This window comes from Klebsiella sp. MBT K-1 (assembly GCF_002556465.1).
Lineage (GTDB): Bacteria > Pseudomonadota > Gammaproteobacteria > Enterobacterales > Enterobacteriaceae > Klebsiella > Klebsiella grimontii.
This window is the reverse complement of the sequence record NZ_PDEL01000017.1, coordinates 19,103-33,649: the sequence shown is the minus strand read 5'-3', so window position 1 is coordinate 33,649 and position 14,547 is coordinate 19,103. Positions and strand designations below refer to the sequence as shown.

12 protein-coding genes are annotated in these 14,547 nt (G+C 53.4%); 5 read left to right on the top strand and 7 right to left on the bottom strand.

The features are described from left to right. The first annotated feature begins 11 nt into the window (after positions 1-11). The 3 genes from aceF (at position 12) to CMQ96_RS22885 (ending at position 3,980) form a co-directional block, all read left to right on the top strand. Positions 12-1,901 carry a pyruvate dehydrogenase complex dihydrolipoyllysine-residue acetyltransferase gene (gene aceF / locus CMQ96_RS22895; protein WP_004872140.1) on the top strand — a complete coding sequence of 630 codons (1,890 nt, stop codon included), beginning with the start codon at positions 12-14 and terminating at the stop codon, positions 1,899-1,901. Between the two features lie 207 nt (positions 1,902-2,108). Beyond that, a complete protein-coding gene (gene lpdA, locus CMQ96_RS22890; protein ID WP_004098637.1) occupies positions 2,109-3,533 on the top strand; it encodes a dihydrolipoyl dehydrogenase in 1,425 nt (474 codons plus the stop codon). A 162-nt stretch (positions 3,534-3,695) separates the two neighbouring features. After that, on the top strand, positions 3,696-3,980 hold the full coding sequence (locus CMQ96_RS22885) for a hypothetical protein (RefSeq protein ID WP_004872139.1): 285 nt from the start codon (positions 3,696-3,698) through the stop codon (positions 3,978-3,980). A 50-nt stretch (positions 3,981-4,030) separates the two neighbouring features. Here CMQ96_RS22885 and CMQ96_RS22880 read toward each other — a convergent pair whose 3' ends face one another. Both CMQ96_RS22880 and CMQ96_RS22875 read right to left on the bottom strand, forming a co-directional pair. Continuing rightward, positions 4,031-4,825 (bottom strand): DUF2950 family protein, encoded by a 795-nt coding sequence (locus CMQ96_RS22880; RefSeq protein ID WP_049085610.1) that lies wholly within the window; start codon positions 4,823-4,825, stop codon positions 4,031-4,033. A 10-nt stretch (positions 4,826-4,835) separates the two neighbouring features. Next, positions 4,836-6,422, bottom strand: coding sequence for a DUF3300 domain-containing protein (locus CMQ96_RS22875; RefSeq protein WP_098067370.1), 1,587 nt, complete (start codon positions 6,420-6,422; stop codon positions 4,836-4,838). A 355-nt stretch (positions 6,423-6,777) separates the two neighbouring features. Between CMQ96_RS22875 and acnB the strand changes: the two genes are divergently transcribed. Continuing rightward, on the top strand, positions 6,778-9,375 hold the full coding sequence (gene acnB / locus CMQ96_RS22870) for a bifunctional aconitate hydratase 2/2-methylisocitrate dehydratase (protein WP_024360326.1): 2,598 nt from the start codon (positions 6,778-6,780) through the stop codon (positions 9,373-9,375). A gap of 175 nt (positions 9,376-9,550) precedes the next feature. Beyond that, a complete protein-coding gene (gene yacL / locus CMQ96_RS22865) occupies positions 9,551-9,913 on the top strand; it encodes a protein YacL (RefSeq protein ID WP_004129024.1) in 363 nt (120 codons plus the stop codon). 31 nt (positions 9,914-9,944) lie between these two features. Here the strand turns inward: yacL and speD are convergent, their stop codons facing one another. The 5 genes from speD to CMQ96_RS22840 all read right to left on the bottom strand — a co-directional run bounded on the left by speD (position 9,945) and on the right by CMQ96_RS22840 (position 14,507). Continuing rightward, positions 9,945-10,739, bottom strand: a complete 795-nt coding sequence (speD, locus tag CMQ96_RS22860; RefSeq protein WP_004872133.1) for an adenosylmethionine decarboxylase — start codon at positions 10,737-10,739, stop codon at positions 9,945-9,947. 14 nt (positions 10,740-10,753) lie between these two features. After that, positions 10,754-11,617: a polyamine aminopropyltransferase gene (gene speE / locus CMQ96_RS22855; protein ID WP_004872131.1), complete on the bottom strand. Its 864-nt coding sequence runs from the start codon at positions 11,615-11,617 to the stop codon at positions 10,754-10,756. A 150-nt stretch (positions 11,618-11,767) separates the two neighbouring features. Continuing rightward, positions 11,768-13,477: an FKBP-type peptidyl-prolyl cis-trans isomerase N-terminal domain-containing protein gene (locus CMQ96_RS22850; RefSeq protein WP_098067369.1), complete on the bottom strand. Its 1,710-nt coding sequence runs from the start codon at positions 13,475-13,477 to the stop codon at positions 11,768-11,770. Beyond that, the gene (locus CMQ96_RS22845; RefSeq protein ID WP_024360328.1) at positions 13,474-13,893 is read right to left on the bottom strand and encodes a hypothetical protein; all 420 of its coding nucleotides are present in this window, start codon (positions 13,891-13,893) and stop codon (positions 13,474-13,476) included. The genes CMQ96_RS22850 and CMQ96_RS22845 overlap by 4 nt, the downstream gene beginning before the upstream one ends. Before the next feature lie 266 nt (positions 13,894-14,159). After that, positions 14,160-14,507, bottom strand: coding sequence for a YacC family pilotin-like protein (locus CMQ96_RS22840; protein ID WP_004872121.1), 348 nt, complete (start codon positions 14,505-14,507; stop codon positions 14,160-14,162). Positions 14,508-14,547: the final 40 nt, after the last annotated feature.

Genomic DNA, 14,547 nt, shown 5'->3' with positions numbered 1-14,547 from the left:
GTAAAAGAATAATGGCTATCGAAATCAAAGTACCGGACATCGGGGCTGATGAAGTTGAAATCACCGAGATTCTGGTCAAAGTGGGCGACAAAGTTGAAGCTGAACAGTCGCTGATCACCGTAGAAGGCGACAAAGCCTCTATGGAAGTTCCGTCTCCGCAGGCTGGCGTCGTTAAAGAGATCAAAGTCTCCGTCGGCGACAAAACCGAGACCGGTAAACTGATCATGATTTTCGATTCCGCCGATGGTGCAGCAGCCGCTGCACCTGCGCAGGAAGAGAAGAAAGAAGCCGCTCCGGCCGCCGCAGCACCGGCAGCCGCCAGCGCGAAAGAAGTTCATGTACCGGATATCGGCGGTGATGAAGTTGAAGTCACGGAAATCATGGTCAAAGTGGGCGACACCATCGCCGCTGAACAATCCCTGATTACCGTAGAAGGCGACAAAGCTTCTATGGAAGTACCGGCGCCGTTCGCGGGCACCGTGAAAGAGATCAAAATCAACACCGGCGACAAAGTGTCCACGGGTTCCCTGATCATGATCTTCGAAGTGGCGGGCGCAGCGCCTGCCGCAGCTCCGGCAAAAGCGGAAGCCGCTCCGGCTGCTGCTGCACCGGCAGCTTCGGGTTCTAAAGAAGTTCACGTTCCGGATATCGGCGGTGATGAAGTTGAAGTGACCGAAGTGATGGTGAAAGTGGGCGATAAAATTGCCGCTGAACAGTCACTGATCACTGTTGAAGGCGACAAAGCTTCCATGGAAGTGCCGGCGCCGTTCGCGGGTACCGTGAAAGAGATCAAAATCAGCACCGGCGACAAAGTTTCCACCGGTTCTCTGATCATGGTCTTCGAAGTGGAAGGCGCAGCGCCTGCCGCGGCTCCGGCCGCAGCCGCTCCGGCTCCTGCTGCAGCACCGGCTCAGGCGGCTAAACCTGCCGCAGCGCCTGCTGCAAAAGCGGAAGGCAAATCTGAGTTTGCTGAAAACGACGCTTACGTTCACGCAACGCCGCTGATTCGTCGTCTGGCGCGCGAATTCGGCGTCAACCTGGCGAAAGTGAAAGGTTCCGGTCGTAAAGGCCGTATCCTGCGCGAAGACGTTCAGGCCTACGTGAAAGAAGCGGTTAAACGCGCTGAAGCCGCGCCTGCTGCTACCGGCGGCGGTATCCCGGGCATGCTGCCGTGGCCGAAAGTGGACTTCAGCAAGTTTGGTGAAGTGGAAGAAGTTGAACTGGGCCGCATCCAGAAGATCTCTGGCGCTAACCTGAGCCGTAACTGGGTGATGATCCCGCACGTTACGCACTTCGATAAAACCGATATCACCGATCTGGAAGCGTTCCGTAAACAGCAGAACGCCGAAGCTGAGAAGCGTAAGCTGGACGTGAAATTCACTCCGGTTGTTTTCATCATGAAAGCCGTTGCCGCGGCGCTTGAGCAGATGCCGCGCTTCAACAGCTCCCTGTCTGAAGATGCTCAGCGTCTGACGCTGAAGAAATACATCAACATCGGTGTGGCGGTTGATACTCCGAATGGTCTGGTTGTTCCGGTCTTTAAAGACGTGAACAAGAAGAGCATTACCGAGCTGTCTCGTGAACTGACCGTGATTTCTAAGAAAGCGCGTGATGGTAAGCTGACCGCTGGCGAAATGCAGGGTGGTTGCTTCACTATCTCCAGCATCGGCGGCCTGGGTACCACCCACTTCGCGCCGATTGTGAACGCGCCGGAAGTGGCTATCCTCGGTGTGTCTAAATCCGCGATGGAGCCGGTATGGAATGGTAAAGAGTTCGTGCCGCGTCTGATGATGCCGATCTCTCTGTCCTTCGACCACCGCGTGATCGACGGTGCTGATGGTGCGCGCTTTATCACCATCATCAACAATATGCTGAGCGACATTCGCCGCCTGGTGATGTAAGCGAAAAGCCGGCCTGACGGCCGGCTTTTTTCTGGTAATCTCTTATCCGTTTTGAAGTTACCAGCAATAAAGGACAAAATCGTTTGCCGTTTGTTGTTTCAAAATTGTTAACAATTTTGTAAAATGCTTGCGGATAGAACGTCCCGGTGGACATGGGCGTAAAAACAATAGCGTCAGACCCGCCGGATACAAATTACAGAGGTCATGATGAGTACTGAAATCAAAACTCAGGTCGTGGTACTTGGGGCAGGCCCCGCAGGTTATTCTGCTGCCTTCCGTTGCGCTGATTTAGGTCTGGAAACCGTCATCGTAGAACGTTACAGCACCCTCGGCGGTGTTTGCCTGAACGTCGGCTGTATCCCTTCTAAAGCACTGCTGCACGTTGCTAAAGTTATCGAAGAAGCGAAAGCGCTGGCCGAACACGGCATCGTTTTCGGTGAGCCGAAAACCGACATTGACAAGATTCGCACCTGGAAAGAAAAAGTCATCACTCAGCTGACCGGCGGTCTGGCTGGCATGGCCAAAGGGCGTAAAGTGAAGGTGGTTAACGGTCTGGGTAAATTTACCGGCGCTAACACCCTGGAAGTGGAAGGCGAAAACGGCAAAACCGTGATCAACTTCGACAACGCTATCATCGCGGCGGGTTCCCGTCCGATCGAACTGCCGTTCATTCCGCATGAAGATCCGCGCGTATGGGACTCCACCGATGCGCTGGAGCTGAAAACCGTACCAAAACGCCTGCTGGTTATGGGCGGCGGTATCATCGGTCTGGAAATGGGTACCGTATACCATGCGCTGGGTTCAGAGATTGACGTGGTTGAAATGTTCGACCAGGTGATCCCGGCAGCAGATAAAGACGTGGTGAAAGTCTTCACCAAGCGCATCAGTAAGAAATTTAACCTGATGCTGGAAACCAAAGTGACCGCCGTTGAAGCGAAAGAAGACGGTATCTACGTTTCCATGGAAGGCAAAAAAGCCCCGGCTGAAGCGCAGCGCTATGACGCCGTGCTGGTGGCTATCGGTCGCGTACCGAACGGTAAAAACCTCGATGCCGGTAAAGCAGGCGTTGAAGTTGACGAGCGTGGCTTTATCCGCGTTGACAAACAGCTGCGTACCAACGTGCCGCATATCTTCGCTATCGGCGATATCGTCGGTCAGCCGATGCTGGCGCACAAAGGCGTTCACGAAGGCCACGTTGCTGCCGAAGTTATCGCCGGCATGAAGCACTACTTCGACCCGAAAGTGATTCCGTCCATCGCCTATACCGAGCCGGAAGTTGCATGGGTTGGCCTGACGGAGAAAGAAGCGAAAGAGAAAGGCATCAGCTACGAAACCGCCACCTTCCCGTGGGCTGCTTCTGGCCGTGCTATCGCTTCCGACTGCGCTGACGGTATGACCAAACTGATTTTCGACAAAGAATCTCATCGCGTTATCGGCGGAGCGATTGTCGGCACCAACGGCGGCGAGCTGCTGGGTGAAATCGGTCTGGCGATCGAAATGGGCTGTGACGCTGAAGATATCGCGCTGACCATCCACGCTCACCCGACTCTGCACGAGTCCGTTGGCCTGGCGGCAGAAGTCTTCGAAGGTAGCATCACCGACCTGCCGAACGCGAAAGCGAAGAAAAAGTAAGTTTTTCTTTCAGGCAAAATCAAAAAGCGGCTCAGTGAGCCGCTTTTTTTATCGGTGATGTTTAGAACTGTGTCGCCGTTAATAAAATTGCACACCTTATTAATTCCTGGAAAATAGTAACTATGTAAACTTATAGGTAGTTAACTATATGTGAGGTATGCGATGAAAAGGCTTTTAACCACCACTCTCCTGGCTGCAACGTTGGTTTCTGGTATGGCCTGCGCGGCGGATGCCGCGATTCCCTGGGCTGATAACAGCGGCGGTACCGAAAGCACCCATATTGCCGCTATGGGCCAGGATTTGAATATACAGCATCAGCAAATAACGAAGACCAGCGAAGGCGTATGGGCGGCGAACTCCGGTAGCATCAGCGCTGATGAAGCGGCGTTGACCAGCACTAAACCGGCTTTTGCCGGCTACCCGTCTCTGATGCCTCATCAGGGCTAAGCCAACGTAGTGATACTGCCCGGCAGCGCCATATCGCGCCGGGCATTTTACTATTGATGGATGGCCTGCCAGCCGGAGTCAGGCGAAAACTGAGAAATCGCCCGCGCCTTGATCTGCGTTTCATCACCTAAATTAGCCTGATAAACCTCATCATTCTGGTTAACCATAAAGCTCATGATGCCGGTCTTTCCCCATTCCACCGGCCATGCCAGCAGGGCGGCGCCCTGATTCTCGCCGTCTTTAATTATGCGGAAACGATAGCCGTGATAGCCCTCGCCGGGTTCTACGGGACTAAACGCCGGTCCTAACGGGCTGGGGGCTTCGCCGGGAGCGGCTGGCCAGTAGAGGCCATCTTTCTTGCCATCGCTGCTGATAATCTTCTGCGCCCAGGCGTGGTTTAATCGATAGAAATCCTGCTGGGCATCAACGTAAGCATGCATTGCCTGAATGGCTGACAGCTCATTGCGGCCAATCGCGCGAGTCAGGATCTCATCTTCAGCAGCGGCCATATCAAAACGCCAGCCGCTCTTATCCTGAATTATGGGGATCGGTAGCCGCCACGCTTCCTGACCTACCTCCAGCCAGGCGCTATCCTGTTGCTGAACGATACGATGGCTCACTTTCCAGTCACGCTGAAAGCGATCGACGGCGTCAGGGGCAATGCCATCCGGCGGTAAAAACTGCTGCCAGCTATCGCCCAGCAGCCCGTTGAGCGCCGATTCATCATGCTTGCCGATCGCCTCGGCCAGCGCGCTGGCGGCCTGTTGCGGAGAGGAAAACTGCTGTTGAGCCAACGATATGGCGGGCGCCAGGGCCAGCAGAGTCATTGTTAATAATTTTTTCATCTGATTATCCTCAGCGGCGGCGCAGTTCATGATGTTCAGAAAGCTGTTCTCTGGCCGCGCTGCGCTGCTCGCTGCTTAAACCCGAGATATGACGGCTCTGCAGGCCGCGCGCCTGCTGCGACTGCCAGGAAGGAGAGCGGATATCGTTACCGCTCAGGGCATTGGCGTGCAGGTCATTCAGCTTCTGTTGACGTTGTGCGGGCGTTGTGGTCCGCAGCTGTTCGCGGCGCTGTTGCTGCTGCGCCGTTGGATGCTGAATTTGCGATTTTACCGCTTCCCGATGCTGCTGTTGTACGGCGTTATGTTTAACCGCCGGCGTGGCGTCATAGCCGCGGTAGTTATTGCGCTGGGTCACCTGATGCAGCTGCTGCGATGCGAGCTGACGCTGGGCATCGCGGGACGGCGCGCGAGCAAGCGAGTTATCCGCGGCAGCCGCAGGCCCGGTACGCTGCTGTAGCTGAGTCATGGCTGCCTGACGCTGCGCGTTACGATCGACGGGTTGATGTTGGGTAGCGCTAAGCCCGCCGGGAACATTGGTCTGATGGTAATGCTGCGCGATGTTGTTGTTCGGGTATGGAATATTGCCGCACCAGGCTGGATTATGCTGCCAGTTAGCGTGATTATCCGGCAAATTCTGCCCGGTAATATGGTTGAAATTATTGACGTTGATATTGATATTATCGCCGTTGTGCGGGTAGCCGCCGTGATGATCATCATCGTGGTGGTGATCGTCATCGTCATGATGGCGATCGTCATCATCCCAGTCGATGCTGCTGAACAGGGCGTAGGTGGTGGCGACGCCGAGGCTATAGCCAAAACCTTTGACGAAGCTATCGGTGAACTGTTCACCCGGAGGCGGCGGCAGGTAGACCGGCGGGTAGGCCGTGTTAGGCCAGGCGCCGTAAACTACAGAAGGGTTATAGGCCGGCACGTACACCACGTTCGGATCGGCGGATTCGATTTTAATCACCTGGGCGGGAGGGGAGGATGTCACGGCGCTGCTGCTGCGGGAGGTGCTGGTTGTCGACGTTGCCGCAGCGTTTGTGGCGGTGATGACTTTCTGCTGCGGCGTAGATTTTAGCGTTCCGGTCTGCTGGGCAATGGCGCGTAAGCGCTGCACCGAATCCATGACGTCCTGCGGCTGGGCGAGAAATGCGTTACCCAGGTTTTCTATCCACGGCGGGTTTTCTCCCATTAACGCGAGCAGGGAAGGGAAGGCGACCAGCGATTTTACGCTGGGATCCCAGGGCTGGCTTGCCACCGCTTGTACCGCCGCATCCCCCTTCATTGCGGGATTATCCTGCGACCACTGCACCGCCTGAACGACGTTACTCGGATAGGTCGCAGCCATCAGCACCTGGGACAGGAGATTGTCCGGATAGAGCGCGATCGGCGCGACCCACTGGTCTATCTGCGCGGGGGTATAGGTTGCGGTAACCGGCTGAGCGGCGGCGGTGGTCTGCGCCGTCTGCGCAACTGCGGGTGGCTCGGGGGCCGTTTGCGGTTCCCGGCTTTTAACGTAGAGCGTACCCGCGGCGGCTAATAGTCCGGCACTGCAAAGCAGCGCGAGCAGATGGGGTTTGAAAGGCAGCGTCATAAGGACTCCCGGCACAAAGATTGGCCCGTTTTGACAGAGTATTGTCGTCAAGCGGGGGATTGCCTGAGTATAAAGATCGCGAATTTACGTTTTTGATTTTAGTTGGGTTTTTGGACAATGATGTGTAACAGAATTAATTTTATATACCGCTAAACTGACAGAAAACCTGCAATATTCTGCCCTTAACGATTCAGCTAATTTTTAATGTTGCTTTTTTGTAAACAGATTAACACCCCGCCAAAATCCTGCTATGCTGCCGACGCGGTATCGGGCATTTACCCTACAAACTGCTGTCTCACAGGAGCGTGAAGAGAATCGCCTACCGCATTTTACAATGAGAGCGAGGAGAACCGTCGTGCTAGAAGAATACCGTAAGCACGTAGCTGAGCGTGCCGCCGAGGGGATTGTACCGAAACCCTTAGATGCAACCCAAATGGCCGCGCTGGTAGAACTGCTGAAAAACCCGCCAGCGGGTGAAGAAGAATTCCTGTTAGACCTGTTAATTAACCGCGTACCGCCGGGCGTCGACGAAGCCGCCTATGTTAAAGCCGGATTCCTTGCCGCGATCGCCAAAGGCGATGCAACTTCTCCACTGGTTACCCGTGAAAAAGCTGTCGAACTGCTGGGCACCATGCAGGGCGGTTACAACATTCATCCCCTGATTGACGCGCTGGACGACGCAAAACTGGCGCCGATTGCCGCGAAAGCGCTGTCCCACACCCTGCTGATGTTCGACAACTTCTACGATGTTGAAGAGAAAGCCAAAGCGGGCAATGAATATGCCAAACAGGTGATGCAATCCTGGGCTGACGCTGAGTGGTTCCTGAGCCGTCCTCAGCTGGCTGACAAAATCACCGTGACCGTTTTTAAAGTCACCGGCGAAACCAACACCGATGACCTGTCTCCGGCTCCTGATGCCTGGTCCCGCCCGGACATTCCGCTGCACGCGCTGGCAATGCTGAAAAACGCCCGTGAAGGCATCGACCCGGATCAGCCAGGCGCCGTCGGCCCGATTAAGCAGATTGAAGCACTGCAGCAAAAAGGTTTCCCGCTGGCGTACGTCGGCGATGTCGTGGGTACCGGTTCATCGCGTAAATCCGCCACCAACTCGGTGCTGTGGTTTATGGGCGACGATATTCCGAACGTGCCGAACAAACGCGGCGGCGGTCTGGTTCTCGGCGGCAAAATTGCGCCTATCTTCTTTAATACTATGGAAGATGCCGGCGCGCTGCCGATTGAGGTGGACGTAAACAACCTGAACATGGGCGACGTGATTGACGTTTATCCGTTCAAAGGTGAAGTACGTAACCACGAAACCGGCGAACTGCTGGCGACCTTCGAGCTGAAAACCGACGTGCTGATCGACGAAGTACGCGCAGGCGGCCGTATCCCGCTAATCATCGGTCGTGGCCTGACCACCAAAGCGCGTGAAGCGCTTGGCCTGCCGCACAGCGAGGTATTCCGTCAGGCGAAAGACGTGGCGGAAAGCAGCCGCGGCTACTCTCTGGCGCAGAAAATGGTTGGCCGCGCCTGCGGCGTAGCCGGGGTTCGTCCGGGCGCTTACTGCGAACCGAAGATGACCTCCGTAGGCTCTCAGGACACCACCGGTCCGATGACCCGTGACGAGCTGAAAGACCTGGCGTGCCTGGGCTTCTCTTCCGACCTGGTGATGCAGTCCTTCTGCCATACCGCCGCTTATCCTAAGCCGGTTGACGTCACCACGCACCACACGCTGCCGGACTTTATTATGAACCGCGGCGGCGTATCACTGCGTCCTGGCGATGGCGTTATCCACTCCTGGCTGAACCGTATGCTGCTGCCGGATACCGTCGGTACCGGCGGTGATTCGCATACCCGTTTCCCGATTGGTATCTCTTTCCCGGCAGGTTCTGGCCTGGTGGCGTTTGCCGCCGCGACCGGCGTGATGCCGCTGGATATGCCGGAATCGGTGCTGGTGCGCTTTAAAGGCAAAATGCAGCCGGGCATTACCCTGCGCGATCTGGTGCACGCCATCCCGCTGTATGCGATCAAACAGGGCCTGCTGACCGTTGAGAAGAAAGGTAAGAAAAACATCTTCTCCGGCCGCATTCTGGAGATCGAAGGTTTGCCGGATCTGAAAGTTGAACAGGCGTTTGAATTGACCGATGCCTCCGCAGAGCGCTCGGCTGCAGGCTGCACGATCAAGCTGAACAAAGAGCCGATCGTTGAGTATCTGACCTCCAACATCGTCCTGCTGAAGTGGATGATCGCGGAAGGCTACGGCGACCGCCGTACGCTGGAACGTCGCGTTCAGGGCATGGAAAAATGGCTGGCGGAACCTGAACTGCTGGAAGGGGATGCGGATGCAGAATATGCGGCGGTGATCGATATCGATCTGGCCGATATCAAAGAGCCAATCCTCTGCGCGCCGAACGATCCGGACGACGCGCGTCTGCTGTCCGACGTGCAGGGTGAGAAGATCGATGAAGTGTTTATCGGTTCCTGCATGACCAACATCGGCCACTTCCGCGCGGCTGGTAAGCTGCTGGACAACCACAAAGGTCAACTGCCGACCCGTTTGTGGGTAGCGCCGCCAACCCGTATGGATGCCGCGCAGCTGACTGAAGAGGGTTACTACAGCGTGTTTGGTAAGAGCGGCGCGCGTATTGAAATCCCTGGCTGCTCCCTGTGCATGGGTAACCAGGCGCGCGTTGCTGACGGTGCGACGGTGGTTTCTACTTCAACCCGTAACTTCCCGAACCGTTTAGGTACCGGCGCTAACGTCTTCCTGGCCTCTGCGGAGCTGGCGGCAGTCGCCGCGCTTATCGGTAAGCTGCCGACGCCGGAAGAGTACCAGACCTACGTGGCTCAGGTGGATAAAACCGCGGCGGATACCTACCGCTATCTGAACTTCGACCAGCTGGGTCAGTACACTGAGAAGGCTGACGGGGTTATTTTCCAGACCGCGGTGTAATGCGCTAGGTCAGAGCGGTACATAATCCCCTCAATGCCCGGTGAACTTTGCGTCACCGGGCATTTTTATTTCCAATCCCTCCGTCCGCGACGCTTTTTTTCTCCCTTACTGCTGCGATAATGACGCTATGGGTACAGTGCAGCGGTGACGCACTGCCCTTGCAGAGGAAAAGACTATGGATTACGAATTTCTGCGCGATATTACCGGAGTGGTAAAGGTGCGAATGTCGATGGATCATGAGGCTATCGGCCACTGGTTCAACGAAGAGGTCAAAGATAACCTTACCCTGCTTGATGAAGTCGAGCAGGCCGCGCGCACCGTCAAAGGCAGCGAACGTTCCTGGCAGCGTGCCGGTCATGAATACACATTATGGCTGGATGGTGAAGAAGTGATGATCCGCGCCAATCAGCTGGATTTTTCCGGCGATGAGATAGAAGAGGGGATGAGCTACTACGACGAAGAAAGCCTCTCGCTGTGCGGTATTGAAGATTTTTTACAGGTCGTTGCCGCCTATCGTGAGTTTATGCAGCAGCGCTAAGTCTGGCGGAGCCTCCGTGCTCCGCCGGGCGTTACACCGCCGGTATATTTCTTGCGTAGTAAATTTCACGCATCTCTTTCCACAGCTGGTCAGTGATGACCCTGCGCTCTTCTTCGGTTAAATCTTCCGGCCTGGTGTGAAACATATAGTGCTTAAGGTCGAATTCCTTAAGCAGCATCTTGGTATGGAAGATATTCTCCTGGTAAACGTTCACGTCCACCATGTCATACAAAGACTTAATATCCTCGGACATGAAGTTCTGAATGGAGTTAATTTCATGATCGATGAAGTGCTTCATGCCGTTCACATCGCGGGTAAAACCGCGAACGCGATAGTCAATGGTGACAATATCGGATTCTAGCTGGTGAATCAGATAATTCAGGGCCTTCAGCGGTGAAATGACCCCGCAGGTTGAGACTTCAATATCGGCACGGAAGGTGCACAGCCCGCCTTCAGGATGGCTTTCCGGGTAGGTATGAACGCAGATATGGCTTTTATCGAGATGCGCCACAACGGTTTCCGGTAGCGGGCCCGGATGTTCGGTCTGATCGATAAGCTGCGGATCGATAGGCTCTTCGCTGACCAGGATCGTCACGCTGGCGCCCTGAGGCTCATAATCCTGACGCGCAATGTTAAGAATATTTGCGCCGATAATTGAACAGGTCTCGGACAAAATTTCTGTCAGGCGGTTGGCGTTGTAGAGTTCGTCAATATAGGCGATGTAGCCATCGCGCTCCTCTGCCGTTTTCGCGTAGCAGATATCATAGATGCAAAAACTCAGGCTTTTGGTCAGATTGTTAAAGCCGTGCAGCTTCAATTTTTTCAATTTAGATCACCCCCTTACTTAACGGTGGATAGCGCATTCAGTAAATATTGCGGTAAAGCAAATGCCGCCGCGTGAATTGCCGGATTGTAATAACGGCACTTCAGGTTCGATTTATGAAAGCGGGCCTGGATGATTTCGCTGGAAAGGTGGCGCAGGGCTTCGTTGTCCGTGGCCCATGCGAAGGTCATAATGCCGCCGTAATAGGTTGGAATCGCCGCCTGATAGAAGCTCACATCGCTAAAGTAATGACTGAGCTTGCGATGGCTATCGACGGCTTCATCCTGCTGCAGGAAGCTGACGCCGTTCTGAGCGACGAAAATCCCGCCAGGATTGAGGCAGCGTTTGCAGCCTTCATAAAATGCGGAAGTGAACAGGCTCTCGCCGGGACCGATAGGATCGGTGCAATCGGAGATAATGACGTCAAACGTTTGCGCCGTTTGGTTAACAAAATTGACGCCATCGTCAATGACCAGCGTAAAACGCGGATCGTCGTACGCGCCAGCGTTATGATTAGGCAGATACTGACGACAGAACGACACCACGCCAGCGTCAATTTCTACCATAGTGATGCTTTCGACATTGCCGTGGCGAGAGACTTCGCGCAGCATGGCGCCATCGCCGCCGCCGATAATTAACACATGTTTCGCCTGACCGTGGGCCATTAGCGGAACATGGGTCATCATTTCATGGTAGATGAACTCATCACGCTCGGTGGTTTGTACCACCCCGTCCAGCGCCATCACGCGACCAAACGCCGCGTTTTCGAAAATGATTAAATCCTGATGCTCGGTTTTCTCATGATACAGAACGTTATCAACGCTGAAATACTGACCAAAATGGTCGTGCAGCGTTTCATGCCACAGATTGCTATCGGCCACGGGCAGATCCTCCTTTGTTAACATCTGTTACACCCATTAAAATGAGCGCAACATCATAGCCAACTATAGAAGATGATGCACGGCGGATATTTCAGCAAATGAGGCGTGGTAAGAAAATGGCGAACGCCGCCCTGGCGGGAGGCGTTAGGATCAGGGTTTTTTAGCCTGCGGTTGTGCTGCAGTGGCGTCAACGATTCTGAGCGAATAGACCATGGTCGCTCCCGGCGGGATTTTAGGCGGTTTGCCTTCGCTGCCGTAGGCGAGCTCGGGAGGGATCACGACCGTAATAGCGCCGTGATTTCCCAGCCGCTTTATGGGCCCAAGGAACAGTGGAGGATAAGATTTCAGGGACTGAGACCACACTTTACCCTCCGCCTCCATATCGTTAATGACGGTTCCGTCAGTAAGCGTTTCTTTGATGGTGACGGTAACGATGTCGCTATCGAGAATCTTGCCCTTACCGGCATAATCTATGCGACTGTAAACGCCATCTTTCAATACCACTCCTTTTTGCTGCGCGAACTTTTGCTGATATTTCTTTCCTTCGCTAAGCGTTTGCTGTTCGATCTTCTTCAGGTTCTGAAAGACTTTTTTAGATACATCGAACAAAGCTTTATTGCGCGCTTTCTCATCAAGGGCGATATTTCCGGAAAAAGAATCCTGGATCCCCTGCAGTACGGTATCTTTGCTCATTTTTACGCCCTGGGAATCCCGGGTGGATAAGAGCTGTAGCACTTCAGCGCCCATCGATACGCCAATAGCGTAAGCCTGCTGCAGGGGCGCTTTCGCAAGGTCGATAGCCGCTGGTTTTTTAGCTTCGGCATCAGCTAACATGGTTTTTAGTCGGGTAATTTCATCTGCGCTGGCTTGCAGTTGGGCTTTATCTTTATCGGCGGCATCCTCCTGAAGGGATGACTGCTGCTTGCTGATGATAAAGGAATCCAGTTTAGCCGTGAGCGCCTGTTTTTCTACCCCTGCAGCCGCCAGTTTTGTCGTTAAATCCTTTTCTTTCGTTTCAAAGGCGGCGAGCTTCGCGAGCACGACTTTATGGTCTGTTTCAGCCGCCTCCAGCTTCGTTTGTAGCGCCTGCCGGGCGGCGTCAGCCGCGGTGAGTTTTGCGCGCATTTGCCCCTGAGCTGACTCAGCGGCAGCGAGCTTGCTAATGAGCGCTTGTTTGTCTGATGCAGCAGCCGTGAGCCTGGAGGCCGTATCTTGCTTTTCCGTTTCCGCCGCGGCGAGTTTCTTTATCAGTGCCTGTTTTTCAGCGGTTGCCTCAGTTAGCTGCAGCTCGGCTTTTTGTTTTGCGGATTCTACTAATAATAGCCTTTTTTCTTGCTGCACTATTTTATTTTCGGAGGCGTTACGCTGGCCCACGCTCTGTTTTATTTCAGCTGCGGCCGTTAGCTCTTTATCTATTAATCGTTGTTTTTCGGCTACAGCAGCCGCTAATTTTTTCTCAAGCAGCTGAATTTTATCAGTCAGCTCTTTTTGGTTATCTGCTGCGGCATTAATCGTCACAGGTTTAGCTTCCAGCTGCTGTCGAAGCTGGCGGATGAGTTTATCTTTTTGAGAAATTATTGCAGCCTGGCGGGAGATATCATTGGTACTCTGAACGCTTTTTTTATTGGTTGTTTTTGTTTTATTGCTTTTTTCCTCCACGGGCTTAACAGGCTCACGACTTTCCTGCGCCTGCTGCTCTTTAGCGTAATTTAAAAATGCAGGGCCTGAAGCGTCGCTGCTTGAACTCGTCGTGACGCTTATCAGCGCATCTTTTTCCGCAAAGGCGTCCGGCGATAGCGCCAGCACAAACACTGCTGCCAGCGATACCGAATTGAAATTTTTAGCTATTTTCCCGTTCATAGCTGAACATTTTCACCACGTTTAACAAGACTATCTATCAATGCCTTTTCAATATCAGCGCATAGCTTGATTGATTTGAACTGGTACATCGAATCGATTCCCTGTTTTGTCGGTTCAGCGACTTTACTGCGGACAGAATTATATTGGGTTGCAGCGCTCAGCAGGGCGGTGAACTCATTACCGAGTTTGTCTGCCTGCTTTGGATTCACTTCTTTCAGAGACTCAAGAGCCTTACGGCAGGAGTCTAAACGCGCTTGCTCATCTGCGACTCTCTGCTGTTCCGTTTGTTGTTGGCTTAATGTCGTATCAGATAATGGTTTCATTAATCTGGCGGATTGTCTGGACTGCGTTGAATTACAGCCCACTAATAAAATGACGGCCAGAGGCGCTATGCGTGTAAATAAGGATATGTTCAAGGTTTCATTCCATTGATAAAAAGGGGTGTTATTGGGCGATAATAGTGTGCAAAAAAGAGGATTGCAATATTAGAGTTTTGTTTTTGAAAGTCTATTTATTATATTTGTTTTAGTGATGAGTCAAACTCTTAATGAATTAAGTTTGAATTGTTAGTGAATTCTATGAATTGAGATATAAATTAAAGCGCGTAGTTAATTGAGCCGCTATTATTACGGCGCATCATAGCCGTATTCTCACGGCTACCGATTTTTTGAAATGAGGGGGATTATTTCACGTAAGCAAGCAGGCTAAGTGAGTCACGCGCCAGCGCTTTACATTTTTTGGTGGTGGGGATTTTGATTCCGCTGAGGTCCCGGTAGCTATCTTCACCCAGCGCTTTCATATTGAAGCTGTCGTAATTGCTTAAATCCCACTGGTTCTGCTGAGCAAAAAAGACCAGGGCGCGGCGAATCTGCGTGTTGGGCAGATTTTGATAACCGCAGTCGTTCTTCAGAAAGACGAATACTGCCGTTAAATCAGCCATATCCTCCGCTTCGGACTCGCTTAATGCATAGCTATTGGCGGAGAGAGTGAGCAGGCTGCCAAGCACTATTGTTCTGAAAAGCGTCTTCATTTTTTCTACCATTGAATCACGGACGAACAACGTTAGCATA

Bases quoted from the DNA above. Each gene is read 5' to 3' on its own strand.
- yacL (WP_004129024.1), top strand. From the start codon at position 9,551: ATGGATTACGAATTTCTGCGCGATATTACCGGAGTGGTAAAGGTGCGA.
- lpdA (WP_004098637.1), top strand. From the start codon at position 2,109: ATGAGTACTGAAATCAAAACTCAGGTCGTGGTACTTGGGGCAGGCCCC.
- CMQ96_RS22885 (WP_004872139.1), top strand. From the start codon at position 3,696: ATGAAAAGGCTTTTAACCACCACTCTCCTGGCTGCAACGTTGGTTTCT.
- CMQ96_RS22880 (WP_049085610.1), bottom strand. From the start codon at position 4,825: ATGAAAAAATTATTAACAATGACTCTGCTGGCCCTGGCGCCCGCCATA.
- CMQ96_RS22850 (WP_098067369.1), bottom strand. From the start codon at position 13,477: ATGAACGGGAAAATAGCTAAAAATTTCAATTCGGTATCGCTGGCAGCA.
- aceF (WP_004872140.1), top strand. From the start codon at position 12: ATGGCTATCGAAATCAAAGTACCGGACATCGGGGCTGATGAAGTTGAA.
- CMQ96_RS22840 (WP_004872121.1), bottom strand. From the start codon at position 14,507: ATGAAGACGCTTTTCAGAACAATAGTGCTTGGCAGCCTGCTCACTCTC.
- CMQ96_RS22875 (WP_098067370.1), bottom strand. From the start codon at position 6,422: ATGACGCTGCCTTTCAAACCCCATCTGCTCGCGCTGCTTTGCAGTGCC.